Source organism: Chloroflexus sp. (genome assembly GCF_034434295.1).
In the GTDB taxonomy this organism is placed as follows: Bacteria; Chloroflexota; Chloroflexia; order Chloroflexales; family Chloroflexaceae; genus Chloroflexus.
This window is the reverse complement of sequence record NZ_DAOTZQ010000035.1, coordinates 1-16996: the sequence shown is the minus strand read 5'-3', so window position 1 is coordinate 16996 and position 16996 is coordinate 1. Positions and strand designations below refer to the sequence as shown.

At 54.3% G+C, this 16996-nt stretch carries 16 protein-coding genes, 1 rRNA gene and 1 pseudogene; 9 read left to right on the top strand and 9 right to left on the bottom strand.

The genetic code is table 11. The annotated features are described in order from the left end of the window. Positions 1 to 94 (bottom strand): 16S ribosomal RNA (locus tag VAE57_RS05450); the annotation flags it as partial. 436 nt (positions 95 to 530) lie between these two features. Here VAE57_RS05450 and VAE57_RS05445 point away from each other — a divergent pair. Continuing rightward, complete coding sequence (locus VAE57_RS05445) at positions 531 to 1532, top strand: CaiB/BaiF CoA transferase family protein (RefSeq protein WP_322820882.1); 1002 nt, start codon at positions 531 to 533, stop codon at positions 1530 to 1532. On the opposite strand, the gene VAE57_RS05440 is transcribed toward VAE57_RS05445, so the two are convergent. From VAE57_RS05440 to VAE57_RS05410, 7 genes are all read right to left on the bottom strand, one after another. Next, complete coding sequence (locus VAE57_RS05440) at positions 1516 to 2418, bottom strand: thioredoxin family protein (protein ID WP_322820881.1); 903 nt, start codon at positions 2416 to 2418, stop codon at positions 1516 to 1518. The genes VAE57_RS05445 and VAE57_RS05440 overlap by 17 nt on opposite strands. Positions 2419 to 2431: 13 nt before the next feature. Next, positions 2432 to 2818, bottom strand: a complete 387-nt coding sequence (locus tag VAE57_RS05435) for a FixH family protein (RefSeq protein ID WP_322820880.1) — start codon at positions 2816 to 2818, stop codon at positions 2432 to 2434. An 8-nt stretch (positions 2819 to 2826) separates the two neighbouring features. Next, on the bottom strand, positions 2827 to 3480 hold the full coding sequence (locus VAE57_RS05430) for a DUF6962 family protein (RefSeq protein WP_322820879.1): 654 nt from the start codon (positions 3478 to 3480) through the stop codon (positions 2827 to 2829). 83 nt (positions 3481 to 3563) lie between these two features. Beyond that, entirely contained in the window at positions 3564 to 3845 is a 282-nt protein-coding gene (locus tag VAE57_RS05425; RefSeq protein WP_322820878.1) for a DUF507 family protein, read from the bottom strand. A 17-nt stretch (positions 3846 to 3862) separates the two neighbouring features. Continuing rightward, entirely contained in the window at positions 3863 to 4540 is a 678-nt protein-coding gene (locus VAE57_RS05420; protein WP_322820877.1) for a class II aldolase/adducin family protein, read from the bottom strand. Continuing rightward, entirely contained in the window at positions 4518 to 5588 is a 1071-nt protein-coding gene (locus VAE57_RS05415) for a hypothetical protein (RefSeq protein WP_322820876.1), read from the bottom strand. Before VAE57_RS05415 ends, VAE57_RS05420 begins: the two co-directional genes overlap by 23 nt. 45 nt (positions 5589 to 5633) lie before the next feature. Next, on the bottom strand, positions 5634 to 7055 hold the full coding sequence (locus VAE57_RS05410; RefSeq protein WP_322820875.1) for an amidase: 1422 nt from the start codon (positions 7053 to 7055) through the stop codon (positions 5634 to 5636). A gap of 141 nt (positions 7056 to 7196) precedes the next feature. Here VAE57_RS05410 and VAE57_RS05405 point away from each other — a divergent pair, with 141 nt between their 5' ends. From VAE57_RS05405 to VAE57_RS05385, 5 genes are all read left to right on the top strand, one after another. Next, positions 7197 to 8240: a saccharopine dehydrogenase family protein gene (locus VAE57_RS05405; RefSeq protein ID WP_322820874.1), complete on the top strand. Its 1044-nt coding sequence runs from the start codon at positions 7197 to 7199 to the stop codon at positions 8238 to 8240. Positions 8241 to 8547: 307 nt separating this feature from the next. Then, positions 8548 to 9345, top strand: coding sequence for a winged helix-turn-helix domain-containing protein (locus VAE57_RS05400; RefSeq protein WP_322820873.1), 798 nt, complete (start codon positions 8548 to 8550; stop codon positions 9343 to 9345). 965 nt (positions 9346 to 10310) lie between these two features. After that, entirely contained in the window at positions 10311 to 11042 is a 732-nt protein-coding gene (locus VAE57_RS05395; RefSeq protein WP_322820872.1) for a winged helix-turn-helix domain-containing protein, read from the top strand. Between the two features lie 2202 nt (positions 11043 to 13244). Next, positions 13245 to 13466, top strand: a complete 222-nt coding sequence (locus VAE57_RS05390; protein ID WP_322820871.1) for an RNA polymerase sigma factor — start codon at positions 13245 to 13247, stop codon at positions 13464 to 13466. Positions 13467 to 13475: 9 nt separating this feature from the next. Continuing rightward, on the top strand, positions 13476 to 13808 hold the full coding sequence (locus tag VAE57_RS05385; protein ID WP_322820870.1) for a sigma-70 family RNA polymerase sigma factor: 333 nt from the start codon (positions 13476 to 13478) through the stop codon (positions 13806 to 13808). A gap of 933 nt (positions 13809 to 14741) precedes the next feature. Here the strand turns inward: VAE57_RS05385 and VAE57_RS05380 are convergent. Next, positions 14742 to 15269, bottom strand: coding sequence for a hypothetical protein (locus tag VAE57_RS05380; RefSeq protein WP_322820869.1), 528 nt, complete (start codon positions 15267 to 15269; stop codon positions 14742 to 14744). A 266-nt stretch (positions 15270 to 15535) separates the two neighbouring features. Here VAE57_RS05380 and VAE57_RS18775 point away from each other — a divergent pair, with 266 nt between their 5' ends. The 3 genes and pseudogenes from VAE57_RS18775 to VAE57_RS05370 all read left to right on the top strand — a co-directional run. Beyond that, the gene (locus VAE57_RS18775; RefSeq protein WP_416208432.1) at positions 15536 to 15772 is read left to right on the top strand and encodes a transposase; all 237 of its coding nucleotides are present in this window, start codon (positions 15536 to 15538) and stop codon (positions 15770 to 15772) included. 29 nt (positions 15773 to 15801) lie between these two features. Beyond that, positions 15802 to 16149 (top strand): transposase, encoded by a 348-nt coding sequence (locus VAE57_RS05375; protein WP_322820868.1) that lies wholly within the window; start codon positions 15802 to 15804, stop codon positions 16147 to 16149. Between the two features lie 618 nt (positions 16150 to 16767). Further along, positions 16768 to 16996, top strand: a pseudogene (locus VAE57_RS05370) (hypothetical protein); the annotation flags it as partial.

Sequence of the window (16996 nt, the reverse complement as noted above, 5' to 3'; positions counted from 1 at the left end):
GCCACGCAGCCAGGACTAGCCTGCTGCGTTCGACTTGCATGCATTAGGCACGCCGCCAGCGTTCGTCCTGAGCCAGGATCAAACTCTACATTGCTGGTGTTGAGTTACAGCATTTCGCTGCTTCCCTTCACCGAATTGACGTGGTGCTTAATTCGGCTATTCTCGTCATTCAGTTGTGAAGGTGCTTGCGCGGAACGTCGGAGAAAACAAAACCAGGAAAGTTCAGCCTTACTGAAGTTTCCTGGCGACGTCTCTGAATTGTCTTCAGCGCGTTTCGCTCGGTTTCGCTCTCCACTTGTTTGGTCTACCTCGCTGTCTGCGAGTGAGACCTCGTTCGTTCCAGCTCGCGTAGTATAGCACGTCGGTCGTAGGTTGTCAAGAGGTCTTCAAAATCAACTTTTATCCCTTTAGAAAGAGATAAAACGCTCATCTTTGTTTGATCGGTTGAATGGATTTTTTACAACTTTTTTGACCATTCACGGTTGTGATACGATGAAGATGATCTGGACAAGCGTGACTGATGAGGTTCTATGCTGAAACTCTCGCATATCCTAGACGGCGTGTCAGTGGTTGAAATTGCCAGCTATATTCCAGGCCCTCTGTGTGGTGCGCTGCTGGCCAGTCTCGGCGCAACGGTGGTGAAGATTGAGCGTCCAGGTGGCGACCCAATGCGTGCTTTCCCACCCTCTGATCATAGTGGTGAGCATCCGCTGTTTGCAATCCTGAACCGCACCAAGCAATGTTACACACTGAATTTGCGTCAACCCGCTGACCAGGCGAAGCTGTATGATTTGATCCGAACTGCTGATGTGTTGATCGATGGTCTCCGCCCTGGTGCGCTTGGTCGACTTGGTCTGGCGGATGAGACGTTACTGGAAGTCAATCCACGACTGCTGATTGTGGCCATTAGTGGTTCACCACCTGATCACCCTTATCGCCAGATGGCGTTGCATGACCTGAATGCCCAGGCGCTTGGCGGTGTTCTCGCTGCAAGTGCAGATGATCCGCGCACGTCAGGAGTGCATGCGGCTGATATGGTGAGTGGCCTGGCCGCCGCAGCCGGGGTGCTCGCAGGATTGTTAGCTCGCCACACGTCCAATCGCGGCGGGCGGATCGAAACATCACTGCTGAGTGCTGCGCAGTGGCTGAATATGCCTGCCCTTGCCCTGGCCCTGGCCGGTCTCTTGACTGACGATACGCTCAACGGTCAATTTGCCTGTTATCGCCTCTACCAGACTGCCGACAACCGGTATCTGGCCGTAGCAGCCCTGGAAGCGCATTTCTGGCAACGTGTCTGTACGGTTATCGAACGACCAGATTTAATCCCACTCCAATATGACCGATCAGCACAACCTATGGTAATCAGTGCTTTGTCTGACACTTTTCGCCAACGTCCGCTGCATGAATGGCAGGCTATCTTTGATTCATTGGACACGTGTGTATCGCCCGTTTTGACTCCTCTGGAAGCAGCACGCGAACGCTCGATCAGGCCTGACGCGGGATTCGGCTCGCTATTTACGGTGCAGGGTTGACCGGTTGCCCCTCTGCAAGTTGGGCAATCGCCGGTCGTAGTTCGACAAACGTGATGCCGCCCTCATACCGGGCCTGGATAATACCATCGCGATCAACCAGGAATGTCCATGGCTCGGTGCGCAGGTTCCATTCTTTCATTGCATCGACCATTCTGGCTTGCTGAAATGACTCGCCAAATGGGTATGGATAGACTTCAACGTGAATGAAATTGACCCGATCACCGAATTCGCTCTTGAGTTGCTTCAGGACTGCCATATTTGGTGCACATACCGCTGTCTGGCAGTAACCCGGTGTTGCAAAAGAGACGACGAACGGCTTGCCAGCCTTCATCGCCTCAGCAATCGTCATCTGGTAGAAGTCGGGGTCAGGGCGCGGATCAGAAGTAAGCTGATCAAGCGCAGGCACATCAGCAGCCGTCAGATTCTGCACGGGGATCGCTCGGTCGCCTACCATCGGGGCGAACGCACGTTCACTGACGTCAAGACGAATACGCGAAGACTGCGGCCCATCGGTTTGCGGAATGGTGATTTCGGCTTCCCAACCACCCGCCCGGTCGAAGGTGGCGTAGGCAACGTAGAGACCGACCGGTAGTCCCTGACCACGATAAACTGCCTGGGTTGTCGCTACCGGCTTTGTGCGATCACCACCGGGGCCAACATAATACAGAGTTACGCCGAGGGTCAGGTCAGGATTGTTCAGCGGGACACCACCCTGCAGTAAACCAAACGGAAGGCGATTAACACCAACGACTAGCTCAGACGCTGCGATCACCGGTGCAATTGGCAATGCTGCAGGAGTCGGGGTTGCCGCAGGCTGACCACACCCTGCAACAACGAGCATTAACAACGTAGCAGTCAAGAACACAGAAAGATGCTGGCGCGTCATGATGAACTCCATCTTATTGCAGAACGTCGCGCTGAAAGGTGGCCCGATAGGAGTTCGCCGCCCATTCAACCACGACGGTAATTTCCCATAACCCTTCCATTGTATATGCAGTACGTGCCCAGTAGCGACCCGGCCCATCCGGGGAGGCTACCGGTCGCGTGACCCCCATCGGCATCGCCGGCATATCGAGGTCGAGATAGACGTAAGCGTCGTTGATCGCATTCCCTTGCTGATCATGCAGCAACACAACAAAATCGACCGCAGTGTTGATGCGTGGACGATCAGGTGTTTCCAGGGTAATCACCAGGCCATCGACAATTTGGGTTTCCCGTACCGGAGCTGCTCCACTGCTACACGCGACAACGACAAGCGCAGCTATCAGGAAACAAAATGCTCGCATCCAATAACTCATACATCACGATCCGGTTTTAACCGGGCACGTACTCCTTCAACAAGCAATGGTAACGCAACCAGTTGCACGAGATGGAATAGACCGTTGTGATCAACGATGATCTTCCCTACCCGTACTTCAAGTGAACTGGTTTGAATGGCAGCAGCGAGGATGGTGATCAGGATACCGGATGTGATCAATCCGGCACCTGGGAACTGCCGACGATAGGCAAGATCGATGTAGATGCTCAATGCTACGAGCATTGCCACCAATTCATACAGGATGAAAGCAAGAAATCCCCGCCGGAGGCGCCGACTGAACCAGGCAAAGGCAGGAGCCGCACCGGCAAGAACGGGCAAGGTTCGGCGTCCGACCATTTCTCCCCAGCGATCACTTACGGCGCCGGTGGTGAAGAGGGCCACTGTCAGGCCAAGCAGAACGTTCAGCGGTTGCCAGAGCCGTTCACGGGTATGTGCCGAGAGGCGCAAACCGTGAATGATTGCGCCCAGCAGACTACTGACCGCCAGCAACGCAAAGGCTGCCTGCCAGACACGAGCACGCCAGCCAGTCCCTGCGCGTAACCGCCAGATTGCTGCCAGCGCTGCGATAGCCAGCATCAGATCGGTTGCCGCAGTTGTTTGTTCACGCTGATCTGACTCTATGTGCAACATATACCGAAACTTTCTGTTAGGTCAGCCCAAACGAGAGCAATGTATGGCTTCCCCAACAAACAGACGACAGCCGAATCACAGCATCAGAGCACAATTTTGCGTTCAGCGATCAGCCGCTGTCGTATACGCCGAAAGAGGGTATCGTAATCAAGGCGGCCCTGCGTAATCTCGTATTTATACGCTTGCAGTAACTGATGAACCTCAGCATTCAGGCGATCTTCGACCTCCAGCTCATCGGTCATAATCTCGCGGATCGCTGCCCGCAATTCGGGATCACTGGCCTGAAACAAAACGCCATCAGTCTCGGCCAGAACATCAACCAGCATTGCAGCTAATTGCTCAACTTTTGCTGGCGAGAGCTTCATACCATCCTCCTCGTCACTTAAATCCGACCAGCAGCGCGAAAGGCACGTCGCACTTCCTGCAATTCGGCGAGTCGTTCTGGCGGCAAAGGACGTGCTCCCCCAAACAGATGAGCTGCCAGCAACGTGCGTGCGCAGTGTTCAATCTGCTCCATACGGTGAAAGGCTTGTAGTAATGTTGTGCCGTATGTCACTGCACCGTGATAGGCAAGCAAGATCGCTTCATGATCGGCAACAAATGGCTCAATAGCAGCCCCCATCTCGGTCGTACCGGTCAGTGCGTATGGGGCGGTCGGTATCGGGCCAAGGGCAATCAGCGCTTCCGGCAATAACGGCTCGGCCAGACTGACACCTGCCAGGGTTGCCCCGACCGCTGTAGGCGGATGTGCGTGAATACACGCCATGATGTCGGGACGATGACGATAGACAAAGAGATGGAGATAGCGCTCTGATGATGGTTGGCGGCCCGGTGCACCACGCACCAATCGACCATCGAGGTCGATGACGAGAAGATCATCAACCGTCAACATCCCCTTGGCAAGACCGGCAGGGGTGATCAGGATAGTATCATCTGACAGGCGTGCCGAGAGATTACCGTCACCGGCAACCACCAGCCCACGTTCGTAGAGCAAGCGACCACAAAGAACCATTTCGGCACGCAATGCCGTTTCAACATCAAGAGGAAGATCGGTTGTCATAGCGTTTCTGTTGACGTAAGCGAATGAGCAAGAACGCAGCCACAATCCAGCCCGACCAGGCGAGAAGCGGACGGCTAAAGCGCATTGCGAGCATCACTACCAGGAGGAGCACGCGCAGGCTCTTGATGAGTAGACGCCGGCTAACATCAGGTCGTGGCGTTGCTGTCCAGTCAATCTGTTGCAGACGCGGCAATAACCCTCGTTCAACACATCCTTCCAGCGAAAAGAGGTAGACCGTGTCGGTGTAGTGTGCTGCCAGTTGTAAATCTCGTTCCAGGGCATCCCACGTCAACGGTGGCAGATCTTCGGCACTACTGGCCCGCACGGCGCTACCCACAATACATCCAACCCCAATTGCATCGGCAGAAGGGCCATAGCTATCGATCAGAGCACCACCAAGATCGTTGCCCAACTGGTTGATGGGAACGCTGCTAAAGCAAAGCAGCACCTCAACATCGGCTGGAAGATCGACGATATCGAGTGCACGCTGAATTGTCGTTGTTGCCGCGCGGCGATCATCTACGATGAGTGGCAACTGGTAGGTATGAACCTCGTAGCCATCATGATGAATCTCAGCGATCAGATCGACATAGGCAGCACGCGCACTCTCGTAGAGCACATTCTCGTGTGCCAGCCAGATACGGCGGGCAATATCACGAATACCACGGCGGCGACTGGCAATCACTTCGCCCAACGGCGGTTCAATGTCAAGACCAATGGCCTGGAACTGCAACTGGTGTGCCTGTGTCCACTGCCGTACCGACCGGTAACGCTCGATGGCCTGTGGATAATTTTGCAGGTTGAACCAGAAACCTTCTTCAGCCGGCAAGAGCAGCCACGCAATAACCGGAATCCGATGCTGATTGAGCATCGTAATCGCCTGCGCTGTCTCGTGTGACAGATTGTGGAGCGCAACGGCAACACCATACTCGCCCGCTGCCAGGAAAGAGAGTAGTCCTGGCGTAGCGAGTAACTCAAGGAGGGGCGGCCCTTCCAATTCACAAAAGAAGATGATCTGTGGCCGCCCCAAGACAGGTGGTATTCTCACTGGCGCTGATGTCGTTTGCACACTTGCATTATAGCACTCTCAATTTCACCCCGTTGCCAGTTGGGGATGGCGTTGCCAGTGTTGTGTCGCCTGTTCAAAGGCATACGCCAGTTGGAGCACGCTTAGATCGGCACGTGGACGGCCGATGATTTGGATGCCGACCGGTAGTCCATCGCGGGTAAAGCCGGCCGGTACCGAAATGGCCGGCAGGTTGCAGACCGAGATGTAGTAACACGAACGCATCCATTCAATATAGTTCTGCATTGGTATGCCGTTAATCTCGGTAATATACGGTTGTTCAACCGGAAACGGTGGCACCTGGCTCACCGGGGCAATGATGAATTCATAGGTTTGCATGAATTCGTAGACACGGGCAAGGAGAGCAGCGTGGAGGCGCATCGCTCGCCCAACTTGCGGCCCGCTCAAGGCGCGTCCGGCTTCAATATTCCAGACCACAGTATCTTTAATGCGGTGACGTTCGCGATCCAGTAACTCGCCAAGAGTCAGTTCGTAGCGGAAGGCGCGCATGACTTGAAAGATCTCGTCAGCATCACTGAGATCGGGTGTTGCCTCTTCAACAATACAGCCGATCTGGGTGAAGACATCGCGTTGGGCAGCGATAACCTCAGCCACCCGCGGATCAACCGGTAATCCACCCAAATCAGGACTCCAGGCAACACGCACACCGCGTACATCACGCTCTAGCGGTTGCGCAAAGAGCGAGGGCGGTTCGCTGATCGAGAGCGGCGCTCGCAAATCGGGGCCAGCGATAGCTTGCAAGATCAGGGCAATATCGGCAACCGTGCGCGCCATCGGGCCATCGATAGCAAACGGCAGAAAAGGCGTCGGGTCGGGCCAGACCGGCACTCGCCCCGGCGAAGGACGAAAGCCCACAACATTGCAGTAGCCAGCCGGATTGCGTAACGATCCTCCCAGATCGCTACCGTCGGCAATCGCAATCATCCCACAAGCCAATGCAACGGCAGCCCCACCACTACTCCCTCCACACGTTTTACTCAGATCGTAGGGATTACGGGTAGGGCCGAAGATAGGATTGAAGGTTTGCGAACCGGCACCAAATTCCGGGGTATTCGTCTTCCCAACCGTGACCGCGCCGGCTGCTTTGAGTCGGGCAACGATCAGCGCATCAAAATCAGGAACGAAATCGGCAAAAATCGGCGAACCATACGTCGTTCGCATCCCCTTGGTCTCGGCCAGGTCCTTGTGAGCAACCGGCAAGCCGGCTAACGGCCCTGGGTCTTCACCCCGGTCAAGGGCTTCATCAAACGCTCGCGCACGAGCCTGGGCACCATCGATATCGAGGGTCACGATAGCGTTGACCAGTGGGTTCAGGGTGGCAATACGTTCGAGATGGGCAGCCAGCACTTCAGTCGCCGAAACGGCGCGTTGTCGAATCAGATGCGCAATAGTGGTAGCCGGCTGGAGACATAGCCCGGTATCAGTCATAAGTGTACCTCTTCCCTGATCAAAAGCGTTGCTGCGCAGCAATTGTAGCAGACTGACGCACAACACGTGCCGGCAACATTGCACCCGCCGGGATGGGAGATAATAGAATGGTACCGCAACGTCAATACGGAGCAACAACTTATGGCTGAATGGATGATCTACGGCGCCAACGGCTATACCGGACGACTGATCGCACGCGCAGCAGTGCAGGCCGGTCTACGACCTCGACTCGCCGGGCGCAATGCACCCCAGATAACAGCGCTGGCAAATGAACTGCATCTACCCTTTACCATCTGCCGATTAGATGATGAAGCAGATCTGCGTCGTGCACTTGAAGGCATGCAGCTCGTTCTTCATTGCGCCGGCCCATTCCAGGAGACCAGTGCGCCAATGGTGCAGGCATGTCTGAGCAGTGGTGTCCACTACCTTGACATCACGGGTGAGATAAGTGTTTTTGAAGCACTGGCACACCAGGATCACACTGCCCGCCAGGCCGGGGTCATGCTGATGCCAGGGGTCGGCTTTGATGTCGTACCCTCAGATTGCCTGGCGGCGCATCTGGCGCGTCGTCTGCCGGGTGCAAACAATCTGGTACTGGCATTTCAGGCTCTGGGCAGCATCTCACGCGGCACAGCCATCACAATGCTGACCATGGCCCATCGCGGATGGGAGCGGCGGGACGGACAGCTTGTCAGCACACCACCACTCCATGAGGTACGAATCTTTGATTTCGGGCGCGGAACACAGCCGTGTGTGAGTATTCCGTGGGGCGATGTTGCTACGGCCTACCACACGACCGGCATTCCCAACATCAAGGTTTTCGTCGCTATTTCGCGCCGAAACCTGCCGTGGCTCGGCGTGGTACGCGCCATGCTTCCCCTGATACACCTCAAGCCAATCCGCGCCAGTCTCCAGAGCTGGCTACGCCACGTGCTTGATGGCCCGGATGCGACAACACGGGCAAAAGGAAAGAGCATCATCGTCGGTGAAGTCACCGACAGAGCCGGACAGCGAGTTACTGGTCGGCTGATCGGGCCTGAAGGATATTCACTTACGGCGGCCACAGCATTGCTCATTGTACGCCGTGTTCTGGCAGGTACTTACGAGGCAGGTTTTCATACACCGGCAGGGTTGTATGGGCCAGATCTGATCTGTGAGGTGCCAGGAGTGCAGATAACGGGTTGATTGAAGGCATCATCTTGATCAGACTCGCGCTCCGTCTGAAGAGCACATTGCGCAGCCAGAAAGACGGAGCGCAGGCTACAGTGGGCGGAAACCGTCGGCAATGCGATCAGACTGACACATATATCTCTACCTGACGGCGATACCTGGATATACGTTCTGTGCGGAAATTCAGCAAGTTCTCTTGCTTGAATTCATAGTAAGTATACATATCTATATATCAATATCTTTATTTGCAAAAAACTACCGTCTCTTTTATAATCTGCCCAACAAATGGATGCTGTGACAGTGAACGTATAAGGGTCTATCCATGCAGCGCGGGGTTGCCCTTCTCCTGGAACCGGATCACACCCGCCGGATCAACCTGATACATACCTTGCATCAATGGTACTGGGCCGTGCTCAGCGTGTCCGATCTCGATAGGGCCACCCACTTTGCCCAGCATTGCGTTGTGCCATTGTGCATTCTGCATCTCTCCGATCTGGGATATATTTCTGCAACGCTATCGCGCTTCCTCGCCACGGTATCGGCAGACCAAACCGTCATTATGCTGGTCGATGACGCGCCAGCACCACTGCACCCACCACCATCAGTGGCACAGGTGCTCTGGCTGCCCACCACACCGATGGCCATTACCCCAGATACCACGATCCTCGCCACCGTGCGCGAGCTTGCCTACCGCCTTGACCTGGTGCCAGCACCTTATCAGCACCCACCGCGCTTTCGCCTCGACCCCATCCAGAAGCGCGTGCAGCTTGATGATCAGGTGATTTCGCTCAGCGAGAGTGAACTAACCATCCTTGACTACCTGTACCAGGCGCATGGCCGTATCTGCACGTTTCTCGAGCTGGCCCAGTTGTTGTATCCACGCCTGCATGTCTACGACACGGACGAGCTGCGCCGGCTGATTGGCAGCCGGATGCAGCGCTTGCGGCGCAAGCTCGAAGCTGATCCTGCCACCCCACGGTATCTGCACCTGGTCCGTGGGGTCGGCTTTCGGCTCGTGATCGCGCCGTTGGAGCCAGCCGGATCACGCCAGGTCGAGAGCATGGTCACCGGTGAAGCGATGCATGACGGTGCGATACCAGAACCTCAGGTTGCTTCCTGATGGGTTCTCTCCCACCTGCTATGCTCTCGGTGTCTCTGTGGTGCACCTTTCACCACAGAGACACGGAGGACACAATGCTATCCAGCCAGCAAGTCGTGCTCCTTCTCCAGGATCACAATTCACCTGCGGGTCACCCACGACGGTTATCCGGTCGAGTTGGTATGTACCTCAGGCAGCTACAGCGATCCCGTCAGCCTTGAGGACGTTTCCTTCGATTACTAAATCGATAATGTACGTGCTGAGGCCGGCATCTGCGTGCTCACAGTCTGTTAGAACAATACCAGGCGTCCCTTGCTACCGTAGCGACGCTCCTTGCCGTCGTCCTACCTGTCCGTCGAGAGTATCGGCAGCTTGATTGAACGCTTCCTACCCACATCGTCTATTCGATTACTCCGCAAGGTGTTGAGCGCAACGTCGTGCTGCTCATCCTGGCAGTCGGCATCCATGGCCTGGTCATAGCATAGGTGGCAACGTGGGTTAATAAAGTATTTCTCACCGTCGATAGCACCTCAGCGGTATATTGCGCCAGCCGCGACAAGCAATGCCCGTACCAAGAGAGCACGGACGTGCTGACACCAGTTGCGATATGTCTGTCATTGGCACCATTTTACGCAGGAAAGTTCTTTCAGAGTCCAGGCTGTCTGGATGTCGTTGCTGAATACGGTACTTGCCGGTTATGGGCAAGCGGTACTGTACATACCAACTGCGTACACAGTACTGGGTGTATATCAATAACGGCTATAACCCATGCCAAAAATGTTTGACTCTCATTTCATAGCGATCAATATCCACATGAGATTTATATATTTAATGATCGTGAGACGCGAGTATATAATATCAAAAACATGGATTACATAGCGATAGGTAGTACTAAATGTTAGTAGGAGTTATGGTTGGTTGCAAGTTTCGTCAAATTATTGTATGATTAGCCCTATACATAATTAGTTCATCACGAGGTTGTCATCATGTTACACGGAACCGCTCTCCTGGTTGAGAGTGATTCTCACCGCCGTGATGCCCTGATTTGTGGCCTTAGCCAGTCTTATTGGGCTATTTTGGCGGTGAGCGATCCTTCAATTGCTCTCCATTGTCTGGCAACACGCGAATTTGATCTTTTGATATTCAATTTAGACCTGTTGTCGTCAGTACACTGGCGAATAGCAGCAAGTTATGTACAAAAATGCCCGGATGTCATTGCAATATGGTATAATGGGAGTTCACCGTCCTCATTCTATCAATCAAACCTGTCAAAGCGTGTTGGAACAGATGCTGTCCAGGCGATTATCGACCACATACAACAGATAGTAGCTCAACACTCAACGCAAAAGAGTAAACAAATCGCCGAACCACCGGAGCAGGGGCACTACGCGTTACCAGTGCCATTACTAGTCGATCCCTATCAAGGTAGCGTCTTTATTGCTGATACAGTGATTAAATTGAGTAAAGGTGAAATTGGCCTCTTACGTTGCCTTGCAGAGTCACCCCAACAGAGAGCTTCATTTGAAGCACTGGCTGCGGTTCTTTATCCGCATGCATTCTCGCGCTCAGAAGCCCGCGAGCTGATAAAAGCGCGTATCCACTATCTTCGGCAAAAGCTGGAGGTTGATCAAGACAAACCAGTTATTTGTTCGATTCGTGGATTTGGTTATGCATTACGCTTGCCTGTAGCTTTTTTGTCGGAGGATCAACGACGATGAAATGAGGTCAATCAGGAGATACGCTCATAAGTAAGTAACACAATGTAACACAATGTCGGTGCGCGGAATGATGGTCGCCTCATATCAGTACAGCAAGCGCTCGTTATCCTGATGGGTATTTGCTCAAGCAGCCACATGTCTGTCTATGGCTGATACGTTTACAGGATTGCTGTTATGCGGCATGGATGCGGTTTCTCAGATAGTAGCAGTGATCTTGTGCAAGATTGTCGTGCTGCGAAAAGAAGAAGTGGTGGGTACTGATCCCATATACGTCTCCATAGCCTCGAGTATCTACAGAAAATGTAGTCACGCAAGGATTGGCAGCCAGGACATCTTGAGGGAATTGCCATACCGTGGGGTGCTGCGGGAAGTGCGCCGAAAATAGACCAGAGCGATGCAAGATCCGGTCTGGCAACCTTCTGCATCAGTGGGTTTAGGGGCGGACGGTACACGCGAATGTACCTGTGAGGTAGAACCTGAGGATACACTCAAAGTCCTCGCCCCTAAAACCTCTACCACATTGCGAGAGAGGAACGTGTAGCGAGTTGCGCTGGAGCTTCCTGATGTGGTAGACATTGCTTTAGGTTATATGTTCTAGTCGTTTCTGAACGTCGGCGGAGAGACATACTGGCTCAGCAATGCACGCACCTGGTCTCCGCCCCACGCAGAATAGACGGAGGCCAGTGTCAGCCGGTCTGTAATCATCGTCTCGTCGTGAAGCAACTCGCAGTATCAGCGCGGATCGGTCTGTACTCGCGCCGTGGTGGTGCAATCACAGAGTATGTGCCGTCATCGACAGGATCAGGACTGAACAGACTGGCACGTACCTGTTGCCAAACCATCTACAGCCAATATGGGTAGTATGGACTCCTAACGCTGTACAACGTTGCAACCGGGTCCAAGGCTGATAAATCCTGTTCAGTTCCCAGTGATTCTGATCATAGCCGCAGGTACGCTGGTCGCGTTGCATTAGGTACTGAACTCAGATTGGGCAATTTCCATCGTCGTGTGCTGCGAGAGAAACAGTAGGCGTGCGCCTTAATCCATTTCGGCTATATCGTGATACTCTGGCATCTAATGCTGGTTTTACTGCTCCAGGGTGTGTGTGAGAAGGTCAGAGATGTTGTTATTCAAGGCATCTCCAGTCCCCACCGCTTGCATGCACTCACATATGCTGTACGTCTCTAAACAGAACCGGGTAAGAGTTCGAGAAGAATCCCTCGCTGTACCCAGGCTTGCCTTGTACGGACTTCCCGCATTGAAGCAGAGTTTGATCTCACTGACCACCAACCTACCGGTTGCGCACGGAACCCCTTACTGTCGCCGAGTCACCTCCGTAGGGGTTTTCACACAATGAGACAAGTTTTCAACAACCCATTGATACGTGCCAATCCACTGCGCTCCGCCAGGTTCCATTAGAGGTGGAAAATACATGAGCCAACGCGACTTCTGCCGCATCGGGACGTTCCAGCACAGTATGCCGGGATTCCTCTCCCGCTGCACAGGCTATGCATTAGCCACAAGATACGTATGGTGTCAACCATATGCTTATCATTGGGTATATGATCCCCCGTTGCGCCATCGTGAGCAACATACCAGGGATCAGTCGTATGGTGAGCCGTGCGTATCGTGAACGGGACGCGGAATGGTTACAGCGGGTGATGGAGGGGGACGTCAGGCCAGACTGTGGGGGAGGATTCCGGTTTGCGTACCATTGGCCACAGCCATCACCTGACGGCGGTGGCGGGGAAGACTGCACGGGGGCTGGGTGCCTGCGTCACAGGAACGGTATTGATGTCGTGCTGATAACGCAGCAGGACGCTGCGGATCGCATGACCACGAGGATGGTGAGCGTGACTAACGATGCACCGTATCCATCACGATATGCTATGAGGGTCATATCGACTGCTGTGTGACATGTGGGTAATGAAAAGCGCTGCACAGGAGAGGACTAAAAATGAGGGTTTCCGAAGCATCTCCGGGACCTACCGCCCGTAAACGCGCGTCTACGTTGTCTGCCCCTGTAACCACCAGGGCTTCAAGATTGTGAGGCAGATGTTCCAGCCGATGGAATCGGCCAGGTCTTTCCCTGCCGTACCGAACCCAAAAGTGATACTAATTTTGTTACCAAATCACTCCCTTCGTTCTCCTATACTTTGTCGTATCGGCATTCGTCGTTGCACACTATTTACGGAGGTTGCCATGACACCCCCTACTCACCACGACCTCGTCGCCGGCATTCGTGCCCGTGACCCCCACGTAATCGGGTGTCTCTACACCACCTATGCCCCTCGGCTCTACGCATCCCTCTTGCGGCGCGTGGGCGATACCGATCTGGCGTTCGACCTGCACCACGAGGTCTTTGCCCGTCTACTCGAACGGGCTCCCACCTTTGAAGACCGCGGGGTACCGGTGGGTGCCTAGCTCTTCCGGGTGGCCCGCGATCTAGTTGTGGACATCTTGCGTCAACGCCAGCGTACCTTCTCACTTCCCCTTGCCACAATGGCTGACACCATGCCTGATTTTGATAGCCTCTTCGTCGCTGAGAGTGAGCGGCAGACCCTGCATGTAGCATTGAGCCGGCTGCCTGAACAGTACCGACAGGTGATCATCCTGCGTTACCAGTATCAGCTCACCCTTCCTGACATCGCTCATCAACTGGGACGCAGTCAAGAGGCGACGAAGGCTACCCTCTACCGGGCCGTGTTAGCCCTGCGCAAACAGATGCAACTGCTGAGTACAGACCCTATCACACCGATGGCATAAGTTCAAGGGTAGACAAGACACGCAAGCGAACATAGGAGATAGAACCTGGCGATGTCCTGAACATCCTCACTCCCTTCCCTTCTTCCGCATTACGGGAAAAGGGAAGGGCAGCATATTCGAGCATATTTATGAGATAGAGCCTGACAATGCTCTAAACGCCCTCACCTTCGACCCTTCTCCCGCGCTGTTCATCAGCACAGTGATGGCGGTCACTTTGCTCCGAGGGGTGGATATCCCTCCTTCATGCTTCCATCAGCTGTGCCAGTACCACATGGCAGGGTTGGAAGGAGGCCGGTGGTTAGATTGGACACTTGCTCTACGATCCGCACTACCCCCTACACGCAGGTCACGTATCAGTGATGGTCAAGCCACCACGCACCCGCGCCGCGTGACCACCGGTGTATCACCCCGCACGGGCAGGTGCTTGTCACCAATGGTCAAGCCGCCACGCACCCGCGCCGCACGACCGGCGCACCACCCCCTACACGCAGGTCACGTATCACGAATGGTTACGCCTGACGGACGTACTGCGCAAGCATGTTGTTCCTGTGAAACCATGGTGACAGCAACCGCTACGCCCCTACCTGATCGTGAGCACAGCTGGTGTGGCAGTCACACTGCCCCACTCCACACCATACCACGAGACTATCAACCCGGTCTGATAACGGTATCTACTCCGAGACGCGATCTCACCGGATGTAGAGCGAGAATGCTGGTTTGGCGCATCCATGCTCAGGTTTGGATTCAGCGTGATCGTCGGATCACGTGTCATTAACGCTATCACACCAGGTCTGATATTGTCCTGCACGTGAAGGCAATACTTTCGACCGCCGATCTCATGATGTTACTCCAAGAGACAGATTCGATTCTCGACTTGGCATTGAGCATGTATGAGTATCAGTAATATTACGATACACCTATACCAGCCAAATTTTACCGGCCGGGCATCTGGCGCAAAATCTGCTGGCGCTCCTCAGCGGTCACCAGACCAAAACTGTCTCCACGGTTGAGGTAGACGATCTCCTCATTCTTAATACCAACAATCAAATCCGACAGACCGTCACCATTCATATCAGCCAGACGCATCGTGATGGGTGTCAGATCCTCATTTGCGCCAACCAGATATGGACCTACAATTGTCCGGGTCTTGCTCACATCACCACCGGGAATCTCAAGAATAAGCACCTGACGGTCAAGATTCATTGCGATCAGACGGGTAGGACCGACTGTCTCCTCGGCCCGCCCGACTTCTGCTGTGAGATGGAATGTACGGGGTCGCCCGTATCTCCAGTCATCAAGTAGCGTCTGCCCCCACCCAACAAGAGCGCTCACCAGCACGTATAGGGCAAGAACTGCCAGCAGACCGGTGACGATGTATGCAGAATTGCCGAGTGCCGGCCTGGGCACGGCAATCGAAGACATTCGACGTGGTGAGCGGATTTCACGACTGGTCACTGCCATGGCGGGTCTCCTATGAAGTACGCACTTAGAACAAAAGTTCAATCGCTCACTTGTTCGGAATTATAACAGAGGTATATTGAGCTGTCAAGAACTTTTGTGCTGAATTTGAGTATGATAAGGTTGAATGAATCTCTTGTGCCGACGCGCCGACTTTTGCGTGAGACACTTTTGTCCCTTGCAGAAGACAGCCATTGGATGCAAATTGTCAAACACTAGAACCTATTTCAAAAATACTGGCTTATGCTAGAATAGCGGTATGAGCAGACATGACCTCACTGACAACCAATAGGCGATATCGAACCGCTCATCTCCAAGAAAAAAGTGCGCAGGGTCGTCCGTGTAACGACAACCGACGGATACTGAACGGCATGCTGTACGTGCTCCACACGGGCTGTGCCTGGGCAGACCTGCCGAAGGAATACGGGTTACCTGGCACCTACTGGCGACGATGGCTCGCGTGGTCGCAGGACGGGACGTGGGAGCGCATCTGGAGCTCCCTTTGAAGCCGTCTCGATGCCGACGGCAAGCTGGAATGGGCGCACGCGTTGCTGGACGGCAGCGTCGTTCCGGCGAAAAAGGGGGCAGTGGTGTAGGCAAAACAAAGGTCGGTAACGGCTCGAAGGCGATGGTCGTGGTCGATGGCATCGGCGTTCCCATCGGTCTGCACGTGGACAATACGCAACCACACGAACTCGCCCTGGCCGAACCGACGTTGCGGACTATTCGTGTGCCGCGCAACCGCGGTCGGCCCAAAACGCGACCAGAAGAACTGGTGGCAGACAAAGCCTATGACAGCGCCGAGTCTCGCTGTACCTTGCGCCGACGGGGGATCACACCCACCATGCCACCTATTGAGCGGTGCAACCGCAAGAAACCCTAAGCGCGGACGTCCGCTTCGCGTTGGCGCAAGCTACCGGCAACGCTGAAAAGTCGAGCGTTGCTTCGTGTGGATGGACACTTACCGTCGGTTGGTGGTGCGCTCTGATCGTCATCTGCATAGCTCTCGTGCGTTTTGCCTCGTCGCTATCATTCTGTGGTGCGTTAACCGAATTTTGAAATGAGTTCTATTATTCCATTCTTCGAGCGTCATAGGATTACTCCCGCCCGCCCGATAGACTCTGTCCGCTCCCAAGTCAATCAACTCAATCGCAATCCCCGAAGAACGAGACTTATTGATACAACTCGCACCTTCCGGTTTGCCTGACATAATGCTGGTGTTATAGGTGGGCAACGGAGCAAAGGTCAGAGCTCGCTGAATGTAAAAGACGATGCCGCCGCCTATTGCCAGTAGACCAGCGATAATGGAGATAATGATGGTTCGTTTGTTCATTCTTTGCTCCCGGATAGTGGATTAAGCGGGCTAAGGATGGGGGCAGATGCACAATCAATAGCATCAGGTGCAAGTACGTATTGGCCGACAGGTTAAGTTTGATCACCCTTATCTTCAAAGAAGAATAGAACCTATTTCAAAAATGTCTGCTGGTGCGAGCATAGCGGTATGAGCAGCCATGACCTCACTGATGACCAATGGGCGGTGAGCGAACCGCGCATCCCGAAACAACAGCGCACGCGGGGTCGTCCGCGCACTGACGACCGCCGGACACTGAATAGTATGGTGTCTGTGCTCCCCGCTCCCCACGGGCTGTGCCTGGGCAGACCTGCCAACGGAGGACGGGTCCCCCAGCACCTGCTGGCGACGATGGCCCGCGTGGTCGCACGACGGAACG